This window comes from Pseudoclavibacter sp. 8L (assembly GCF_902506465.1).
Classification (GTDB): domain Bacteria; phylum Actinomycetota; class Actinomycetes; order Actinomycetales; family Microbacteriaceae; genus Pseudoclavibacter.
Map to the genome: position 1 here is coordinate 978,541 of NZ_LR733185.1, position 17,295 is coordinate 995,835.

Genomic DNA, 17,295 nt, shown 5'->3' on the forward strand with positions numbered 1-17,295 from the left:
GGTGCGAGCTGATTGCGGGAGGCTCTCGCAGTCTGGTGCCGACATTCACGTTCGAGAGGGAACTCCTGCATGACTCAGCAGCCAACCGAAGTCGAGGTCGAGCCGGCGATCGCCGCGGAGCTCTTCGCTGATCGTATCGACCTCGCGCGGGCATTCACGGCCGACCTCGCTCAGTACGGGGAACAGCTCGGTCTGGTGGGGCCCCTCGAGTACCCGCGACTATGGACGCGCCATATCGTGAACTCCGTGCTCATGGCGCCGCTGCTCCGTCCGGGACTTGTTGGGGATATTGGCTCTGGTGCAGGCTTGCCGGGAATCGTGCTCGCCATCGCACGCCCTGATGTCAACTTCGTACTGATTGAGCCCATGGAGCGTCGCACCGATTGGCTGCAACGCGAGGTGGACGGGCTTGCCCTCGAAAACGTGCAGGTTCGTCGTGCTCGTGCCGAGGAGGTTCATGACGAGTTCACGTTCGACCAGCTGACAGCCCGCGCCGTTTCGGCATTGAGCAAGCTCATTCCGATTACCGTTCCACTTGTCCGCTCAGGCGGGGAGCTGGTCTTCCTCAAAGGACGCTCCGCAGAGGCGGAGATCGAAAAGGCCAGCAAGGTGATCCGCAAGTTCGGTCTCACGGACGTTCGTGTCGAGGAGCTCGGGGACGAGCTGGAGACCGAGACGACGCGAGTCATTCGCGCGACCGTCGACTGACAGCTTGGGATTGCCACCCAGGGTGATCTCGACTGCAAACTGTCTTGCATCAGTCTAAGTAGATGCAAAAATTTCAGCTGCTCGTAGGACGAATGAGGGCGGGCACTGAAGAAGTTTCACGTGAAACCCCTCCTGATTGACAATCCGGCGCACGAAGTAGCTCTCTTGGGCCACTTGCAGTCGAATATGCGAGGATCAGCGCGCCTGACATCCGAATCTGGCTTCTAGCTGGCAAGATCGGCATGGTTTCTTACTCTGGGGTGGCCCGAGTTTTGGTTGCGGATCACATGACTGCAGTCACGATCAGTTCGAGGAGTTTTCGGCGTTCCCCGCACTGAGTTGTAGGTATTCGGGCCCCGTGGCTGTCACCCACCTACCTATGTGGTCTGCGACCCGCTTCGCTTACGCACGGCTCTTCGATAGCGAGAGTTTCACGTGAAACGCTGGGGAGTGCTCGTACCCGGTTGTCCTCTAGGGCGCTGCTCCGCGAAACTGTCATTCGTTGCGTGTCCAGGCGCCGTGCCTGACTTGAGCACTGTGTCGGCCGCCGTGACACGGGCATCGAGACGGGTGGTGTCGGCGTTGCACAAGTGCTTGCACGAGTGCCTTGGACACCGACAAGCCCGGAGATTCGACTGGCAGCAGTGCCGACCGTCGTGTCCTGGTTTCGTGTCGTGCCTGTCGCTGTGCCGTGTTGCCCTTTGGGTAGATGGGTGGGCGGGTGAGTATTTGTGGCTTCCCTGGCCCACTCCGAGACAGTCCTGTGCGAGTGGAGGAAGTCTGAGGACACCGTGACCGCCCTGACGCGGTCCACCGACGTCGCGAAGCTCGCACGGCCGTCGCCGTGCTCGTACGTGGAGGGCTGAGTGAAAAGCTTGCGGCCGCCTGCGGCCGTCTGCTGGCGACTGACTGTTGACGGTGGGCGACGGACTGGCGGTTGGGGTTGCGGGTTCAGCAGGCCAGGACAGGCACAGGCAGAAGCACGGGAACGGACGTAGGGAGCTTGGCTAGGGATAGAGAGACGCTTGGAGGGTCGAAGTCCGAGGGAGCGTCAACGAATGAGACATGGTGCGGGGGCAAGCGTCATTGTCATCGTCCGTCCACAAGTCAGGTGGAACGCGCATTGGGCGCTGGATGCTGATCTGGTGTGGAAGTAGCTTGATGCTGTCCCGGCCACTGTCGTGGCTCCTCGAGTTCGTGAGCGGGGCTAGCTCCGGGTGCGGACGCAATCCTCTGGCTGCTCTTCGTAGGGGCCCAGACGCGGGCTTGAGGGATCGTACTCGCCTAGGGCAGCCAACTTGCGCTATTGGACTGATCTTGAGCTCACATGGGCTGCTTAATTCTCGTTTCAGTCGAGTCCAGGGCCGGACCTCACTGTGTTCAGGTGCCCGTCTCATCACTCAACCAGTCTCCAGGTCTCGCTTTCTGGTTGTTCCACGTGGAACATGCTTGAGATTCAAGACCCGAGCTTGCAAATCGCAAGACCCTCTTAGCTACGCTCAACGCACAGCTTCTAGCTTCCATGATCAGACGGTCACCCCTTCGTCGACAATCATGTTCATCTCAAAGCCCACTGTGTTGGTTTCACATGAAACGGCGGCGGTCCGACCATCATGCCCCGAGCCAAGACTCGCACCCCAAGGTCTCCCGATCGGGGGCATCAGCTCGCGCGCTGAAGTAAGGAAGGCAGTGGGTAGGAGGCAAGTACGAGAGGGCTGCTTTGTACGCGGCCTGTTGGAATGGATTCTCGGGCTGAACAAGGACAGACACTCATGCCGATCGCATACGTCGTTGTCGGGTGGAGTCGCGCTGCACCTAGTGGCCTCCTGCAGTCCCGCAGGCCACAGTCATACCATGGGCTGGGAGAGGGTTAGTGGGGCGGCTGGAGCATCTTGAACGTATGCGAACTGCGATCGATTGTCCGAGTCGTATGGAGCCGGAGCCGTAGCGCTGACGGTGCCAAGATGGGGTGCGGCTCTGTGCCTCTGTGTTTCTGTGTTTCTGCGGCTCTGTGCCTCTACACCTCAGCAGGGAGGAGCTCAGATCATTGCCCATTGCAAATTTCGATTTCTGTCGTGCGCTGGAAACGAGGCGCAGCAGATCGGTCGAAGCTCTCATTAGCGGCGAGCGGCGAGCGGCGAGCTGGGAGCTGGTCAGCTGTATATGGGTCCGGAGGAAAATAGTCAGCTCGCCGTAGAACCACGCCTTCCGTCTCGCTCCACTCAGTCCGGCTTTACACGATACGAATCGTGAGCCTGATGGGTACGCGAGATTACGCCTGTCATTGAGCGAAGCGCGGCAGCAGAGTCCGACAAGGGCAGCGACTACAGACTACAACTGTGGCGCGAAGCGGGTCATGGACCTGGTCCTCAAGCACGGGACAGTCTCTGGGCGGTGTGTTCCACGTGAAACGGACGATCATGGGTGCCTGGCGGTACCGCCGCGAGCAGCCGGTGTCGTGCAGAATTCGATCGACTGAGTCTGCCATCCGCCGCCGCTGAAGCTCGAGATGTGGCGTGGCGTTCTCTGATTCTGTGCATTGGAGTGTCTCGCCTGGTTCAAGCAGAGGTCCGCAAGTTTCAAGAGGTGTCGACCGGCCACGGACCACCGGCCTGGGTGCGACGACGCAGCAGCCGCAACCGGCAATGTAGTCCCTCCGAGACTCTTGTCTCGCGACGAGCTGAAAGGGGTCTCTTCTCTGCGGCAGCTCGAGTTAGGTCGAGAACGGAGGTGCGTCGAGAGAACTCCGGTCTGGCACGCATGAGGGAGCGGGAGTGGGATCTGGATCGCGACTCGTCTTGTGGCAGTGGGGTCGAAGGGACGTCTCGCCCCAAACCCAGACTCCGAGATGCTGATATCGGTTTCGTTTCACGTGAAACAGAACTTGGCTGTTGACAGCTCTGATCATGTTTGAGGGTGATCATCGACGTATTTGGAGCCCCTTCAGATGGATCTCATGACCACGGAGACTCTCGAGAATGGGCCTTGCCGGGTTCCCGGGATAGCGGATGCGTGACTCCACAGCCGGTCCGTTTCGCAACCGTGAGCCGCAGTACGAGCGATATTGGCGAGAGTGTCCTTCGCGAGTTCAACCTCTGGTGCTCAAATGGTGAAGGGATGTAGTTCCGTCGACCCTTGATTTCCTGAAGTACCGAACCGCAAGAGAGAGGGCCGCGTCCTTGCTTGCGGTTTTTGAGAATGATCGAGTCAGCTCAGCTGCAAAGGTCTCGAGCCCCTAGTCGCACCTGACCGCGGTCTTGCAGTGAGCTACGTTTCACGTGAAACGTCTCGTGAAACATCTTGGGAAGGCACCGATTAGAGATGTCGGGTGAAGAAGCATTGACGCTTGCTGAGATTCGTTCTGAATCATTCTGGCTCGACTCGCCAATGGCTGGCCGGCCGGTGTTCGTCGACTACTGCACCGAGGGTGGACAACCCTCTTGAGCACCAAGGATGCGCCTCGTTTCACGTGAAACGTGATCCGATTGCTCGGTCAGCTGGACACCTAGGTAGTCGGGTCATTCAATAGCAACTGCGCCTCTCGATCATGACACCCCTGGGTCTTCCGCGATCGGATTCGATTTAGAAGGAGGTGGCTGGGGAGGTACGTGAGTGGGCCCAGGGGCCGAGAATCACCGACAGTGCTCTATTCGACCGGTGGGGTGGAGCTTGGCTTCTAGTCACGGATAGCTGCGAACTAGAGGCGTAGAACAACTGGACTCGACTCTGTTCTCCAGCGGGTCGGGGTACTTAGGGTTGTGCCGCAACGCGGAATTAGCAGTAGAGGACCAGGCGTTGAAGGCGCTGGCGACGGCGGCCCGAGTCGCATGACGCCCGTGGTCACAGTCGTCGCCCGTGGTCGCAGTCGTGGTCGTTCGTGGGTGCGAGTGCGTGTGCGAGTGCGAGCGCGAGTGCGAGCGCGAGTGCCAATGCGATCCGATCTGGTTCACCAAACCCACCATGGTTATCGAGGTACGCAGCGAGAGGTGAGGGGTGCGCACGGTATCCACTGGATTTTGGCGTCCGATCTTTGGCCTTCTTTGCATCGGAATGGACTCTAGGGTTCTCAATTTCTGGGTGTTTGAACAACCGATACCTGGCGTCAGTTCTTCGTTCCCAATGACCCAAGGACGGAGACCTTCGAGTCTTCAGGGAAGGCGCGTGCCTGCCGGGTCGCTCTACGAGCTGTGAGGCCTCGCTACCACTGGGAATAGGAGTAGGAGTAGGACGTACCGATGTACCGAGTAATCGAACGAGAGAGTCCCGTCGGCAGTCTGCCCAGCAGCCACGGTGGGTGCCGCAGTTAGTGGCCCTGTAGGCCTGTAGGCCTGTAGGTCTCTAGGTCTGTACCCCAGCAGAACCGGGCCCCGAGGGCTTAGGTGCAGGCTGCGCGTCCAACGGGGCTGATGAGAACCCGCTTCTCTGCTCATGTTTCACGTGGAACGAAGTTCGAGTAGATCTCGCTGAGAAAGACGCAGCCACATGAGGCAGTAGCCTCGGATCGGTATCCCTGAAAACGCACATGCAGCACAGGGCCAGGGGCGACGTGAAGGAGCAAACTGGGTGATGCTGAGCCCCTCGCCGGCCACGAACTAGCCGACCGAACTCCGCGGCTCGGTGGCTCACAGGGGCATCACACCACACCGCACAGGTCTGATCCTCGAGCACTGCAGTCATCGTGACTTTGACTGTCCGGCTCCATGGCCCGCAGCGGTGGGTGGCTGTGGTGCCAAGCTAGGTAGTCCGGGTGCGTACGGATGTGCTCTCTCTCTCTCTCTCTCTCTCTCTCTCTCTCTCTCTCTCTCTCTCTCTCTCTCGTCGGCTTGCGATCTTGTTCGTCGCTTCCCGCCCGCGCTGGCTGAACTACATCGTCTCCTTAGGTGAGGGCGCGGGCCTTGAGCGGAACAGGGCAGATCGGTCTGCAATCCTGGCCCACGCCGAAATACTGGCGGACACCGAGGCTGAGCATGGATACGACGGGCGCGGCCACGCTTCGGTTGAAGAGCAATAGCGTTCGATGCGCCGGGATACCTGCCCGTCCCTCCCGACTTGGTCGCCCGCGGACCACGCACGGCATCTCTCGAAGACGGGACGGGCTAGCGACTCGGTGTGTTCCACGTGAAACGGATCGAATAGACGACGCTGCCCTTCTTTTCGGATTTGGAGTGCGCCTACCGTCAACGCCAAAGGGCAGCGACAGCCGGCGAACCTGCAACACAGGAGTCACGTGCGTAGGCGGCCGATGTGATCAAGTACCGCGTCTCCGCGCTCTAGCGTTGCGCGTCCTCGTTGTGTGGTGTGGGACCAGGCGATTCGGCCTTCTTTCAACGCTCCACTGTCTTGTCGCAGCTTGGCGCGAAAGCTCGCGCTGAACTGTTTCGCTGTCGGACTTCTGCAGAGGGACCGCGCTCTAGGGCTGTCCTGGACACGCGGGAGCCTCCTTGGAACGGTGGCTGGACGAAGAGGTGGCTCGTCGGGCTTAGTTCAGTCCTACCGCTTAGTCAGCCCTACCGGGCCTGACAACAGAGCGATGCTCTCTGTCGGGCATCGTGAGAGCGACGATGACGACCATTGGCCGGTCCGCTGAGCCGGGATTTCTGCGTCGCGCACAGAAAGGCTGGGAGCTCATCGAACCCCGCTTGGAGAACCACCTCAGAGGTTGCGGTCTCTTTGTCTTGAGCTAGTTCGTATGCAGGACAATCTCCGGTGTTCAGTCGGCCACATTCTCATGCGGTCGAGGTCGAGGGCGAGGCCGGGCTCGCTCGACGTCCTTGCAAAGAAGCGCGCAGTGGGTGGTCATTCGGGACGTTCCACGTGAAACGCATTCGTCGAGAGGTGGTGAGGTGCGAGCGAAATCGTAGCGCCCCGCGCCCCGCGCGCCGCGTTGGCCCGTCAGCCACCGCGTTACCCGGGCCCGTCTCCTGATTTGAGCTCACCTCAGAGCGTGAGTCCGCGGTTCCGTTGGCCAGACGGAACTTGTCCCTCTGCCTAGCGACTCACTGCACGGTTGATCCCGTCCCGGGGCTGCGAAACCGGGACAGTACCGCCACTCACGATGACAACAAAGCAGCCGGGCTCTTGAATGTCGTCGGTGTTCGCTGGCCACGTAGATCCCCAAGATCCAAGCCCGCGGGTCTGGTCAGCACCGGGGCCACCAGATCTGAGAGTTTCAGTTTTGCCCCGCCAGAAGGACGCGGTGACGGTCCTACGGACCATTGTCACTGGCTCCGTCCTGATGTTCAGAGTGCTTGCTGTTGGCGGTAGACGGTGCCCTCGACGCGGGATGGGGCTGCCGTGTTCGGAGCGGTAGCTACCCAGCGTGATGCGCTCCAGTTGCCGGGTTCTGAACATCGCAGTCATTTCAAGCAGATGTGGCTACGCGAGCTGCGGGCTCCTTCGGACAGACGGGAAACTACTCCCGGACCCTCGTCTCTTCGTCCAACTGTCCGATGACCAGCGTTTCACGTGGAACAGTTCGTGTATTCGTCCACCCTTGAGCCCGCGCGTGCATACGCGCGGTGCGAGCGTCTGTGCGCTGCCCGACCTTGCTCGCTTTAAGGTCTTCGTGGTCTTAGAGTGGCAGGGCTCGGGCCTGGTGCGTTGCATTGCATCCGTCGAGCCTCTGCCGGAACGAGTGAGTAGCTTCTGCTGTGCCGCGCGACACCTCAACCTTCTAGCTGAAGTTGATGATGCGAAGCCGATGTTCCACGTGAAACCTACCGCCGCTGCACTGTGCACTGATTCCACAAGCCTGAGCGTCACCGCGTTTTCGCGTGCGATCTGGGGCACAATTGAGACGTCTACTTGAGGGAGAGCATTCTTGAAAGCTTCATCTGCCGGCGATGCCGCTTCGCCACCAGCGTCGCAGCTCGACGACTCACCGCTCGCGACGGCCCTCTCTGAACTGAACCAACGGAGAAAGAGCCTGGTCAAGAGAGAGGTTCCCCTCCCCGACCACACGCGCATCTTCACGATCTCCAACCAGAAGGGTGGAGTCGGGAAGACTACAACGGCGGTCAACCTCGCGGCGGCCCTGGCGACGCTCGGTGCTCGGGTCCTGGTCATCGACCTCGACCCCCAGGGCAACGCATCCACTGCGCTCGGTATCGAACACAGGGGTGAGACCGCGGGAACCTACGAGGCACTCCTCGATGGAGAACCACTGAGCGAACTCATGCAGCAGTGCCCCGATATCCACACCCTCTGGTGCGTGCCGGCAACACTTGACCTGGCGGGCGCTGAAATCGAGCTCGTCAACCTCGACAAGCGCGACTACCGCTTGCGTCAGGCAATCGCGGGACTCCTGGACGAGACCACGGGCACCGAGCAGGAGTTCCACTACGTCTTCATCGACTGCCCTCCCTCGCTCGGCCTGCTGACGATCAACGCATTTGTCGCTGCGCGTGAGGTGCTCATTCCCATCCAATGCGAGTACTACGCACTTGAGGGACTCGGACAGCTGATCTCGAACCTCAACCTCCTGTCACAGGATCTCAACCCGCAGCTTCGACTCACGACGATCCTGCTGACGATGTACGACGGGCGCACCAACCTGTCGCAAGAGGTCGCCGCCGACGTGCGAGAGCACTTTCCGCAGGAGACGCTGAAGGTCGCCATTCCCCGCACCGTCCGTATCTCGGAAGCCCCGAGCTTCGGCAAGACCATCATTTCCCACGAACCAACCTCGACCGGCGCGATCGCGTATCTCGAAGCGGCCGTCGAAATCGCCCAGCGAGGAGCATAAAGAACATGGCTACAAAAAAACGGACCGGACTCGGTCGGGGCATCGGGGCACTCATCCCCACGTCAGATCGAGGCGCATCTCGCCCTTCCGACGTGTTCTTCGACAGTGACACGCCCGCCTATCCGACGACTGCATCGACGCGTACCAATGCAGGAAATAAGACGGCAACGTCTGCTCGTGACGCCGACGCCGTCACCGAAGAGGCAGCCAAAGACGGCGCCAGGACTTCAGAGGTGGGTGCAGAGAAGAAGGCCCCCGCGACTCGCGCAAGTCGCGCGAAAACCACGACAACAAAGGCACCGGCCGCTAAAGCGGCAGCAACAAGGACACCCGCGGCGAAGGCCCCAGCCGGAACCAAGGCCCGCGCCACGGCTGTGAAGACACCCCCGAGCACCGCCGCCGCTCCGAGCCCTGCAACTGGATCGAAGAACATCGATTCAATAAGCATGGTCGACGACACCCAAGACCTGACGAGCACCACCGCTCCGGCCTCAGAGTCCTCGTCCGAAGCGCTCGACCCAGCCCCTGCGCCGGGCAACGAAAGCAACGGCGACAACGGCGGAGATGGCGACGGCCTCATCGAGATCCCTGGTGCGACCCTGCGCGCCCTGGACCCGAGCCGGATCGTTCCGAACGCGCACCAGCCCCGAACCGAGTTCGACGAAGCCGCGCTCCAAGAGCTCATCATCTCCGTGCGCGAGTTCGGGGTGCTCCAGCCGATCGTCGTTCGCCCGATCCCAGCCGACCACCCGCTTCGTGACGAAGCCGACTTCGAGCTCATCATGGGTGAGCGTCGCCTCCGGGCAACGAAGGCAGCCGGTCTCTCGAGCATCCCCGCAGTCATCCGCAATACCGAAGACGACGTCATGCTGCGTGACGCGCTCCTCGAGAACCTGCACCGCAGTCAGCTCAACCCGCTCGAGGAGGCATCCGCGTACCAGCAGCTGCTCAACGACTTCGGGATCACGCAGGAGGTGCTCGCCGAGCGAATCGGTCGATCACGCCCGCAGATCAGCAACACGCTGCGCCTCCTTCGCCTTCCACTGGAGGTTCAGCGTCGTGTCGCAGCCGGTGTGCTCTCAGCCGGTCACGCGCGTGCGATCCTCAGCGCGGGCGAACCGGCAGCCATGCAGCAGCTTGCCGACAAAATCGTCAACGAGGATCTGAGCGTTCGCTCGGCCGAGGCTGCCGCTGCGAAGTCGAGCAGCGCCAAGGCAGACACTCAGGCACCCATCCACAAGGAGCCCCGCAGCGGCCTCACCGGGTATCTCGACGAGATCGGCGAGCAGCTCGGCGACCGCCTCAACACCCGCGTCAAGGTCACCCTGCGGCGCACCAAGGGCCAGATCGTCGTCGACTTCGCGTCCATCGCGGACCTGAATCGGATCCTCGAGGAGCTCGGCGAGTCCGCACCCGGCAAGTAGCTCGACGCGAGTCGGCGCCGCACCCTGCGGCGCCGACACCGTGCCGACCCCGAGCTGAACTCATGCCGACCCCGAACTGCTTCGCCACACGAGTCCGGGTACAACTGAGGCATGCACGTGAACAGAGGAGGTGGATGCGCGCCGACCGCGCATCCACCTCCTCTGTTCTGCAGGGAGAAGCTGGCTACTCGAGCGGCCCGCGTGCAGCGGCTGACGCGGCGAGCTGCGCGTAGATCGTGCTGAGCTCGGAGTCGTCGGCCTCGATGCCGAGGGGCACGATCGAGGTCTCCGTGAGCCCGGGGATGGGATCCGCCTCGAGGAACCACACGACGCCGGCCTCGTCGACGATGAAGTCGACCCGAGCGATGTCGGAGAGACGGATCGTCGCGACCGCGTGCAGGGCCGCCTCGCTGACGCGCTGGGCCTCCTCGTCGGACAGCCTCGCCGGAGCGTAGTACGTCGTCTCACCGGCGTTGTAGCGGGCCTCGTAGTCGTAGACACCCTTGTTGGCCACGACTTCGACCGCGGGCAGGGCAAGCGGTTCGCCGTCGAGGTCGAGCACACCGACCATCACTTCGCGCCCCTCGATGCGCTTCTCGATGAGCACCGTGTCGTCGTAGGTGAACGCGGTGACGAGTGCCTGCGGGAACTCCTCGAACGTCGAGACCGATGTCACACCCTGCGCTGAACCGCCCTCGACGGGCTTCACGACAGCTGGCAGTTCGATGCCGCGCGCGATGAGGCGCATGACGGCCTCGGCGCCGAGTTCACGGAACGTGCTGTTCTCGAGCACGATGGAGGGCGGAGTCGACAGCCCTGCTCGCTTCGCGAGCGCCTTCGCGGTGGCCTTGTTCCACGCGAGCCGCGCGGACGTCGGTCGGGATCCCACGTACGGGATGCGCGCGGCGCGCAGCAGCGAGTACAGGGCGCCGTTCTCGCCGCTGGAGCCGTGCAACAGGGGCCAGACGACGTCTGGCTTCGTCTCTTCGAGGAAGCTGAGCAGGGACGCGTCTGGTTCGCGGATGGTGACGTTTGCGCCCGCTCGGGTGAGCGCATCCGCGACCCGCCTGCCAGATCGCAGCGACACGTCTCGCTCATGCGAGATGCCACCGGAGAGGATGACGACGTGCAGGCCCTCGATGCTCAATGGGGTTCCCTTCGTAGGAGAGTCAGGTGCCGCGGTCAGGAGATGTTGGGCGGCGGCATGTTGACGCGGTCCGCGTCGGGTCCGCGCCGCGTCGACGTTCCGAACGTCTCGACGAGGTCGAGTTCGCCGTTGATGACGTTCGCGAGACGCCGCACGCCGAGCTTGATGCGCTCGGGGGTCGGGTAGCAGAACGAGAGGCGCATCTCGTGGCGCCCGCGGCCGTCGGCGAAGAACGCGGTTCCTGGCGTGTAGGCGACGAGTTCCTTCACGGCGCGGGGCAGCATCTGCTTCGAGTCGAGCTGCTCGGTGAGGCGCACCCACACGAAGAAGCCGCCGTCTGGCTTCGTCCAGCTGAGCTGTGGGAGGTGCTCCTGCAGGGCCTGGTCCATGGCGTCGCGACGCTCCCGGTACACGTCTCGGTAGCCCTCGATCTGCTGTTGCCAGTCGCTCTGACGCAGGTACTCGGTGACAACCCACTGGTTGAACGTCGACGGGGAGAGGATGGACGCCTCGACGGCGAGGATCAGCTTCTCGCGGATGGCGTGCGGTGCGAGCGCCCATCCGACTCTGAGGCCCGGGGAGAGGATCTTCGAGAACGACCCGAGGTACACGACGTTCTCTGCATCCATCGAACGCAGCGCGGGCAGGCCGGGCTTGTCGAAGTAGAGGAGCCCGTAGGGGTTGTCCTCGAGGATCAGGATGTGCTCGCGCTTGCAGATCTCCAGCACGCGGATGCGCCGCTCGAGGCTCATCGTGACGCCAGCCGGGTTGTTGTAGTTCGCGACGGTGTACAGGAACTTGATCGTCCGGCCTTCGGCACGAAGATGCGCGATGGTCTCCTCGAGCGCTTCGGGGATGAGCCCGTTGTCGTCGATCGTGACGTGGGCCACATCCGCCTGGTACGACTTGAACGTGCCGAGCGCACCCACGTAGCTGGGCGCCTCCGCGAGGACGACATCTCCCGGGTTCAGGAAGAGCTTCGACACGAGGTCGAGGGCATGCTGCGAGCCGGTCGTCGTGACGACGTCGTCCGCTGACGCGTCGTTGATGCCTTCGAGGCTCATGACCTGCAGGATCTGCTCGCGCACCTCGGGGATGCCCTGGCCGCCCCCGTACTGCAGCGCTTCGGAGCCGTGCTCCCGCATCATCGTGGAGAAGGCGGAGTGGATGAGCTCTTCCGGGAGGGCCTGCACAAACGGCATCCCGCCGGCGAGCGACACGACCTCGGGGCGAGAGGCGACGGCGAAGAGGGCTCGAACCTCGCTGGCGGCCAGACCGGCGGTGCGGTCGGCGTAGCTGGTGTACCACGGGTCAAGGTTTCGGCCTGTCTGCGGGCCGACGTCTCCTGGATGCGTCACGGGGTTCCTTCGCGAGAGTCGAAATCCCAGGATACGCCCGCGCCGAGCGTTGTCTCGCGAACCGCATGCAGGAAGTGGACTGATCGGCTCGTGTGCGTGAGCTGCAGGCGAAGTCCGAGCGCAGCTCACGCACGCATCAGGAGACGGGCGCGGTGAAGGTGAAGACAGCACCGTCCGAGGTGCACTGCAGCTCGTCGGGGGCCCGGGAGGTGTCGCTCGGCACCAGCGTCACCGCCCACTCACCGTCCACGAAATCGATGACCGCGAGCTCATTCGGGTACAGCTCCTCGAAGGCCTCAGCGTAGAGCGCCATGCGCGAGTCGCGAGTCGCCATCCGACACTGTTCGAGAGCTTGCCCTCGGGTCAGAACGTGATCGGAATCGTCGTCGGCCGCGGGCCAGTCGTCGTAGCCATTGCTCAGCGCGACCGTCTCGGATCCGCCGGTCGCGCAGTAGAGGTTCCACTCGGCTTCGCGATTGAGCTTCGGAAGCAGCGTGATGCGCCACTCGCCAGCCGCCGTCGTCGCAAGATAGTGGTCGGTTCCGAAGGTCTGCTCGTAGTTGGCCTGGAAGTCGGAACCTACTCCCGGGTGCCATGCGTCGAGGCACTGAGCCGCTGCGTCGGCCTCACTGAGCACTGGCTTCTGTGTCGGCTCAGGACCCGCGCTGGCCGAGACCGTCGTCGTCGTGCTGGCTTCGGCATCCGGAGAATCGGAAGCTGTCTCCGACGTGCTTGCACATCCGGTGAGGATGAGGAGGGAGGATGCCGCGATCACGGCGGGTCGGGTCAGGCGCATCGGTCCAGGCTAGCGTCACGAGTCCCAGAGCCTCAGAGCCCCGAGTCAGCGCTTCGAGATCGGCGCGCGATGGCCGTCGACAACCTGCAGGAACGCCGCCGGCGCGACCTCGATATCGAGACCGCGCCGTCCGCCGGAGACGAAGACCGTCGGATACGCGAACGCAGACTCGTCGAGGTACGTCGGCAGGCGCATCCGCTGCCCGAACGGGCTGATGCCACCTCGCACGTACCCGGTTCGCTTCTCTGCGAGTGCGGTGTCGGCGAGCGAAGCGCGCTTGCAGCCAGCCGCCTGAGCGAGCCCGCGCAGGTCGAGCGACCCGCTGACGGGCACGACGGCGACAGCCAACTGCTTCTCGTCGAGTTGCACGATCAGCGTCTTGAAGACACGGGCCTCGTCGATGCCGAGCTTCGCGGCCGCTTCAGCCCCGAACGCAGAGACGCCGGGGTCGTGCACGTAGCTGTGAACCACGTGCTCGACCCCGGCAGCGACGAGCGCCTTCGTTGCGGGCGTTATCGGCGCCCTCGCCATGTCTGCTTCCTTCGCCGGTCGGGTCTAGCCCAGGTAGTCGGCGAACTGCTTCTCGAGTGCCGCACGCGGGTACGCGCCGACGACCTCCTTGACGACCTCGCCGTTCGAGAACAGCTTGAGGGCCGGGATGCTCGTGATGCGGAACTTCATGGCCAGGTCAGGCTCGTCATCGACGTTGACCTTGACGATGGAGAGGTTCTCGTGCGCTTCGCTCATCTGATCGAGCACCGGCGCGACCTGACGGCAAGGGCCGCACCAGGGCGCCCAGAAGTCGACGATGACGGGACCCGGGGCGTCTGCCACGATCTGGTCGAAGTTCGCCGTGGTGGCGACGATCGGTTCTGACATTGGTACCTCCGTGGGAGTTGTCGTGCTTCGTGGTGAATGGTGTTCGGGGCGGAGTGCCTGCTCGGATTGAGTCTGGCTGCACTCCGGCCGGTCAGACGATGACGGTTTCGCTCTCCGTCACCGCAGCGGCTGCCTGGTCTTCCGACTCCTGTGCGATCGGCTCGGGGAGAGCTGCCAGGAATGCTTCCGCATCGAGCGCCGCGACCGTGCCTGAGCCCGCAGCCGTGATGGCCTGACGGTAGTGAGGGTCGATGACGTCGCCAGCGGCGAAGACACCGGGGATGCTCGTGCGCGACGAGCGGCCATCCACCCAGATCGTGCCCTCCTCGGTGATGTCGAGGACATCCTTGAAGAGATCGATGCGGGGGTCGTTGCCGATGGCCACGAACACACCCGTCACGGGCAGCTCGGTGCGCTCGTCGGTCGCTGTGTTGAGGACGCTCGCCGACTCGACGCTCGCCTCACCGGCGATGTCCTCGATACGGGAGTTGAGCATCCACTCGATCTTCGGGTTCTGCTCTGCACGCTCGCGCATGATGACCGATGCGCGGAGGTTCTCGGAACGGTGGATGATCGTGACCTTGCTCGCGAAACGCGTCAGGAAGGTCGCCTCCTCCATCGCCGAGTCGCCGCCGCCGACGACCGCGATGTGCTGGTCCTTGAAGAACGCACCGTCGCAGGTCGCGCACCAGGAGACGCCGCGTCCCGAGAGACGACCTTCAGCGTCGAGGCCCAGCTTCCGGTAGGCGGAGCCAGTGGAGATGATGACCGTGCGCGCCTCGAAGTCGCCGCTGTACGACGTGGAGACCTTCTTGACGTCACCGTCGAGGTCAACCGTCGTGACGTCGTCGTAGACGAGCTCAGCGCCGAAGCGCTCAGCCTGCGCCTGCATGCGCTCCATGAGGTCAGGTCCGAGGATGCCCTCGGGGAAGCCCGGGAAGTTCTCGACGTCGGTCGTGTTCATGAGCTCGCCGCCGACTTCGACGCTCGAGGTGATGACAACAGGCTTGAGGCCAGCACGGGCCGCGTAGATCGCAGCTGTGTAGCCGGCGGGGCCTGAACCGATGATGATGACGTTCCGCATGAGTCCTCCGCACTTCTCCGAGTCGCGGGAATCGCGGCTCGACATACAGGCAAACGCGTTGAGACTAGCGACTATTCCTTCGGACGAGGTGTTGAACCGCGCCCGTCGTCGTCATCGGCCTGGCTCCGGGCCTCACGGGCGAGACGCGCCTCTTCTTCACGGCGGGCGGCCAGCTCGATCACAGCTCGGCGCTCCTCCTCGCGACGCTCTCGGCGGGTGCGGGGCGGTTCCTGGCGGCCGACCTTCGGGATCTCGGTCGTCCGAGAGTGCATGGGCAGGATGATGCCGGCGGTCGAGAGGTCCTCCGTCGCGCCACCGAATGCCCAGGAGGCCGCGTTGACTCGCTCCTCGCGCTGTTCCTGCTCCTCAGCGTGCCGGCGTTCGTCCGCGGCGTCGGGCTCGATCTCCTCGGATGCGAGATTCCATGGCGTTGGTGCCGAGTCCTCCGCGCCAACGGTGACGGTCTCCGGGAACAGCGGAAGGTCATCCTCGTCGAGGCCCTTCTCGCCGGGGCGGGCTGGATTCGATGGCGGTCCGGGCTTGATGCCGAATCGAGCGAGGAGCGGGCCAGCGAAGCCCCGGAACTCGGGTGACTTGAGCAGCCAGAGCAGCGGGAAATAGAAGAGGGCCATGATGCCGGCGCCGATCGCGCACGAGACGAGTGCCTGGAAGATGCCGGAGCGGGGGAAGCCGTCCTCCTGGAACGTGCCGAGCAGCATCATGACGATCAGGGCCGGGATGGATGCAGCGATGGCCGCGATCGTGAAGCGCACGTAGGAGCGGGCGATGTTCGCGAAGTCGAGCTGGCCCATCCGCTTTCGCAGGATGAAGAGCAGGATCGCGAGCCGCAGGGTCGACATGATCGACTGCATGAGGGCGAGCCCCACGACGATGAGCTCCACCGGCCCGATCGCTGCGAGCGCCATGCCGAAGATGTGCAGCGGGACCGTGAACAGGAACACGAAGAACACCGTCTTGGTGTCCTCGAGCGCGTAGAACGCGCGCTGCACGAGGAACAGGCCGCTGAACGGGATGAGCCCGACCAGGAAGGCGACAAGTGTCAGTGCGATCGAGTTGATGCCGGTATCCGTCGATGCGAAGATCCGCGCGAACGGGACAGCGACGAGGGCGAGCCCGAACCCCGAGAAGACGAGGAACATGCCGATGAGGCGTGAGCCCTCGGAGAGGTCGCGGATGAAGTCCTTCGGCTTCCCGTCACTGATCGCCGCGCTCATGCGGGTGAAGAACGCCGTGGCGATGGAGACGGCGATGACGGCGTGCGGAAGCGCGAAGATGAGGAACGCGTTCTGCATGGCCGCGATGGACGCGGCCCGACCGAATGCGACGTTGGCGACGATCGTCTCGACGAGGCCGGCGAGCTGCATGACGAGGAGCATCCCGAGCGTCCAGCCCGCGAGGCGGCCCACCTGTCCCAGGCCGGTACCGCGGAACTGGAAATCCAGGCCGAAGCGCAGGCCGGCGCGACGCCAGAAGAACAGCAGGACGATCGTCTGCATCGCGACGCCGACCGTTGCCGTGCCTCCGAGGACCGCGATCATCGTCGGGTCCCAGTCCGAGATGATCCTGTCCTGGCCAGTCGGGTCGGCGCCGAACACGGTGCTGAACAGCAGCAGGCCTGCGATGCCGACAACGTTGTTGATGACGGGCGCCCACGCGAACGGTCCGAAGAGGCCGCGGGCGTTGAGGATCTCGCCGAGGACGGCGTACATGCCGTAGAAGAAGATCTGCGGCATGCACCAGTAGGCGAAGGCCACGAGGAGCCCCAGCTGTTCGGGGCTGAGGCTCGCGCCGTAGAGCGCACCGATGATGGGCGCCCCAACGGTCGCGAGGATCGTCAGGCCGCCAAGCAGCACCATGGCGAGGGTCACGAGCCTGTTGACGTAGAGCTGCCCGCCGTCCTCGTGTCTCGCCGCCTTGACGACCTGCGGCACGATGACGGCGTTGAGGAGCCCGACCGAGATGATCGAGTAGATGTTGCTCGGCAGCTGGTTCGCCCCGGCGTACGCGTCAGCCGAGACGCCGATGACGCCGATCGTCTGAGCGATGACGATGGCCTTCACGAAGCCCAGCACGCGAGACACCATGGTGCCCGATGCCAGGAGCGCGCTCGCCCGCGCGATGCCCTGAGCCATGC

10 protein-coding genes and 1 pseudogene are annotated in these 17,295 nt (G+C 63.4%); 4 read left to right on the plus strand and 7 right to left on the minus strand.

What is annotated here, in order from left to right; translation table 11 throughout:
* Positions 1-69 precede the first annotated feature (69 nt).
* The 4 genes and pseudogenes from rsmG to GV007_RS04635 all read left to right on the plus strand — a co-directional run bounded on the left by rsmG (position 70) and on the right by GV007_RS04635 (position 9,876).
* On the plus strand, positions 70-708 hold the full coding sequence (gene rsmG, locus GV007_RS04620; RefSeq protein ID WP_160071197.1) for a 16S rRNA (guanine(527)-N(7))-methyltransferase RsmG: 639 nt from the start codon (positions 70-72) through the stop codon (positions 706-708).
* 6,820 nt (positions 709-7,528) lie between these two features.
* Positions 7,529-8,452 carry a ParA family protein gene (locus tag GV007_RS04625; RefSeq protein WP_160071198.1) on the plus strand — a complete coding sequence of 308 codons (924 nt, stop codon included), beginning with the start codon at positions 7,529-7,531 and terminating at the stop codon, positions 8,450-8,452.
* Between the two features lie 5 nt (positions 8,453-8,457).
* Positions 8,458-8,553 (plus strand): annotated as a pseudogene (locus GV007_RS19160) (ParB/RepB/Spo0J family partition protein); the annotation flags it as partial.
* 345 nt (positions 8,554-8,898) lie between these two features.
* The gene (locus tag GV007_RS04635) at positions 8,899-9,876 is read left to right on the plus strand and encodes a ParB/RepB/Spo0J family partition protein (RefSeq protein ID WP_160071579.1); all 978 of its coding nucleotides are present in this window, start codon (positions 8,899-8,901) and stop codon (positions 9,874-9,876) included.
* Positions 9,877-10,060: 184 nt separating this feature from the next.
* On the opposite strand, the gene GV007_RS04640 is transcribed toward GV007_RS04635, so the two are convergent.
* From GV007_RS04640 to murJ, 7 genes are all read right to left on the minus strand, one after another.
* The gene (locus GV007_RS04640; protein WP_160071199.1) at positions 10,061-11,023 is read right to left on the minus strand and encodes a D-alanine--D-alanine ligase family protein; all 963 of its coding nucleotides are present in this window, start codon (positions 11,021-11,023) and stop codon (positions 10,061-10,063) included.
* A gap of 35 nt (positions 11,024-11,058) precedes the next feature.
* A complete protein-coding gene (locus GV007_RS04645; RefSeq protein ID WP_104244015.1) occupies positions 11,059-12,381 on the minus strand; it encodes an aminotransferase-like domain-containing protein in 1,323 nt (440 codons plus the stop codon).
* A 136-nt stretch (positions 12,382-12,517) separates the two neighbouring features.
* Positions 12,518-13,177: a hypothetical protein gene (locus tag GV007_RS04650; RefSeq protein ID WP_160071200.1), complete on the minus strand. Its 660-nt coding sequence runs from the start codon at positions 13,175-13,177 to the stop codon at positions 12,518-12,520.
* 45 nt (positions 13,178-13,222) lie between these two features.
* Complete coding sequence (gene ybaK / locus GV007_RS04655) at positions 13,223-13,708, minus strand: Cys-tRNA(Pro) deacylase (protein WP_160071201.1); 486 nt, start codon at positions 13,706-13,708, stop codon at positions 13,223-13,225.
* 24 nt (positions 13,709-13,732) lie between these two features.
* Positions 13,733-14,056 carry a thioredoxin gene (gene trxA, locus GV007_RS04660; protein WP_104244011.1) on the minus strand — a complete coding sequence of 108 codons (324 nt, stop codon included), beginning with the start codon at positions 14,054-14,056 and terminating at the stop codon, positions 13,733-13,735.
* Between the two features lie 91 nt (positions 14,057-14,147).
* Positions 14,148-15,140 (minus strand): thioredoxin-disulfide reductase, encoded by a 993-nt coding sequence (gene trxB / locus GV007_RS04665; protein ID WP_160071202.1) that lies wholly within the window; start codon positions 15,138-15,140, stop codon positions 14,148-14,150.
* A gap of 71 nt (positions 15,141-15,211) precedes the next feature.
* Positions 15,212-17,293, minus strand: coding sequence for a murein biosynthesis integral membrane protein MurJ (gene murJ / locus GV007_RS04670; RefSeq protein ID WP_160071203.1), 2,082 nt, complete (start codon positions 17,291-17,293; stop codon positions 15,212-15,214).
* Positions 17,294-17,295 lie beyond the last annotated feature (2 nt).

Bases quoted from the DNA above. Each gene is read 5' to 3' on its own strand.
- rsmG (WP_160071197.1), top strand. From the start codon at position 70: ATGACTCAGCAGCCAACCGAAGTCGAGGTCGAGCCGGCGATCGCCGCG.
- GV007_RS04635 (WP_160071579.1), top strand. From the start codon at position 8,899: ATGGTCGACGACACCCAAGACCTGACGAGCACCACCGCTCCGGCCTCA.
- GV007_RS04650 (WP_160071200.1), bottom strand. From the start codon at position 13,177: ATGCGCCTGACCCGACCCGCCGTGATCGCGGCATCCTCCCTCCTCATC.
- ybaK (WP_160071201.1), bottom strand. From the start codon at position 13,708: ATGGCGAGGGCGCCGATAACGCCCGCAACGAAGGCGCTCGTCGCTGCC.
- trxA (WP_104244011.1), bottom strand. From the start codon at position 14,056: ATGTCAGAACCGATCGTCGCCACCACGGCGAACTTCGACCAGATCGTG.
- trxB (WP_160071202.1), bottom strand. From the start codon at position 15,140: ATGCGGAACGTCATCATCATCGGTTCAGGCCCCGCCGGCTACACAGCT.
- murJ (WP_160071203.1), bottom strand. From the start codon at position 17,293: ATGGCTCAGGGCATCGCGCGGGCGAGCGCGCTCCTGGCATCGGGCACC.